We start from the raw sequence: 2,251 nt of genomic DNA, 5'->3' as shown, positions 1-2,251 counted from the left end.
AAGCTATGTTCGGAATGAAGTTGAATTTGTAGTGATAGATGAGATAAAGGGTAGCTATGAACTGTATAAAATAGAAAACGCTTCAGAAAAGGATATAGAACGGCTGAAAGAAATGAAGAAATTAGAATAATAGAGACTATCTGAAAGGTAAAGAAGCACACTTGTTATTGTTAAATCTAAAAAATAGTTTAGACTAATAACTGAGTTTTGTTTCATGAAAAGAGTCATTATTAAAATATAGTATTAGTGGGTCAGTCCCATCGCTATCAAGCTAATATTTTGAAGCACCACCAAAACAAAAATTTTACCTCTCGACAGTTATATTTGAGAATTAAGCTCATTTTTTCGTTTTGGGGTGAATCTGTTTTCTTAAGTTGATGGATGTGTGGTGCTACCCCATGCCTATCAAGCTAACAAAACAAAATACCCCCAGAACGAAATTTTTTGTCTTTTATAGCAACGAAGCTGTTTAATTGAAATAAAGGTCTTTTTTATATTATAAAGTTATATAAAAATGAAAGTCGATATTCTCAAATACGAGGGTATCGGCTTTTTCCATATAAAGGTATAATATTTTGGGTAGAGTTATTCAACAAACGGGGAGAATTAATGGGAGGACATTATGGAATTATTTGAATATGAAGAACGATTTAAAAAACAAGTAGAAAGCTATGAATTATCTGAGCAACAGTTACAATTTACAGGTACACCAAAGAAATGTGTAGAATTATCAGAAGGCGATACTGACATACATTCTATATTATTTCTTGCAAATAATGAGCTTATAACATTTTTTGAGCTTCATGAAAATGCAGGCATAAATCCATAATCTAAAAATCCAAAAGCTATGTTATTACGAGCTCTTTCAACGGATTATTATTATCAAGGAAAGGGGCATACCAAACAATCATTATTGTTACTACCTGACTTTGTACGCAAAGAATATCCACATATTAATGAAATTGTATTAGCGGTAAATGTGAAAAACATTACTGCACAATTATTATATAAAAAATGTGGTTTTATTGATGAAGATGTACGAAAAATAGGAAAAAAAGGCGCACTTATTATTATGAGCTATTATTTATAAGAGAAATATTGTGAAAGATTCGACAACCGAATTAAACAGTGTAGTTTAGTGTTTTCTAAATAAACTTCACTCATTATAAAATATTTATAGACTAAAAAGGTGCTTTCTGTGTAAGCGTCAAGTAACTCCAAAATATACAATAAAAGTTGATTTTGGAGTTACTTGACGTTTGCTTCACTTTTTTTCGGTTTATAGATACAATTTCATTTATTTTTCTTGGTGCTCCGCATCCCATTCACTTAAATAGGATGCATATTCTAATTCATTTGGATCATCATGTAACATAGAAATAAACTCTAATTTATTTCCATCACAATCCAGAAAGTATACACTTGCAGCCGGCATCCATCTTTGGACAATTGGCTCTTGATTTCCTTTCCCCTGACTTCCTACCACTTCTATTCCACGCTCCTCTAACCATAATTTAGAAGTCTTTAAAAACTCTAAATCTACACCAAAAGCAAAGTGTTTCTTCAAAAAGTCTTTAATATTATGTACTTCCCATAGTCCAAGCATTTGTTTTTTATTTTCTCCTACCCAAAAGAAGGCTACTCTTCTTTTGGGTAGTTTTCTTGCTAATGCTAATCCTAGCTTGTTTTGATAGAAATCTATCGCCTTTTCTAAATTTCTTACATGTAAATGTGTTTCGTATATATTTTGTATCATTATGTTTATTCCCTTCTTTATTGTAATTTATAATTATCTTCCGTGTATAAATTCCCACTCTTTCCAGGACATAATTTCAAGTTCCGGTCTTGGTTTATCCTCTAACATAGAAATAAACTCAACTGAGTGACCATCTGGATCTGTAAAATAAATCGACACAGCAGGCATAAAAGGGAATACCATTAATTCTTCGGAATTTCCACCTAAGAAATTTGCAGATTCAATTCCTAATTCATTTAAATAATTTCTCGCCTTAATAATATCTTTCACATCTACTCTAAAAGCGAAATGTTGACGCTGAACCTCCGGTGAAGGATAATTTTCTCTAATGCCAAACATAGCTTCTCCAGGTTTTCCGATCCAGTAAAATTTAGATTTTCGATTAGAGTCTTCATACAAAGGAATAATATTAAATAATTTTTCATAGAATTCAGCGGATATTTTATAATTACTTACATTAATATGTGTTTCAAAAATCCCTTTAATCATCAAAAC

Annotated in this window: 4 protein-coding genes; 2 read left to right on the top strand and 2 right to left on the bottom strand. The window is 31.0% G+C overall.

Going from position 1 to position 2,251, the window contains the following annotated elements; genetic code table 11:
* The first annotated feature begins 622 nt into the window (after positions 1-622).
* Both ABWK52_RS05595 and ABWK52_RS05590 read left to right on the top strand, forming a co-directional pair.
* A complete protein-coding gene (locus ABWK52_RS05595; RefSeq protein WP_353771891.1) occupies positions 623-829 on the top strand; it encodes a hypothetical protein in 207 nt (68 codons plus the stop codon).
* 18 nt (positions 830-847) lie between these two features.
* Positions 848-1,090 (top strand): GNAT family N-acetyltransferase, encoded by a 243-nt coding sequence (locus ABWK52_RS05590; RefSeq protein ID WP_353771890.1) that lies wholly within the window; start codon positions 848-850, stop codon positions 1,088-1,090.
* A gap of 207 nt (positions 1,091-1,297) precedes the next feature.
* Here the strand turns inward: ABWK52_RS05590 and ABWK52_RS05585 are convergent, their stop codons facing one another.
* Positions 1,298-1,756: a VOC family protein gene (locus ABWK52_RS05585; protein WP_098541842.1), complete on the bottom strand. Its 459-nt coding sequence runs from the start codon at positions 1,754-1,756 to the stop codon at positions 1,298-1,300.
* A gap of 33 nt (positions 1,757-1,789) precedes the next feature.
* Positions 1,790-2,251: VOC family protein (locus ABWK52_RS05580; protein ID WP_353771889.1), on the bottom strand; the 462-nt coding region annotated here is incomplete at its 5' end.

It is taken from the genome of Bacillus sp. AP50 (assembly GCF_040492675.1).
Taxonomy (GTDB): domain Bacteria; phylum Bacillota; class Bacilli; order Bacillales; family Bacillaceae_G; genus Bacillus_A; species Bacillus_A cereus.
The sequence above is the reverse complement of the archived record's forward strand: the minus strand, read 5'-3'. Positions and strand labels throughout refer to the sequence as shown.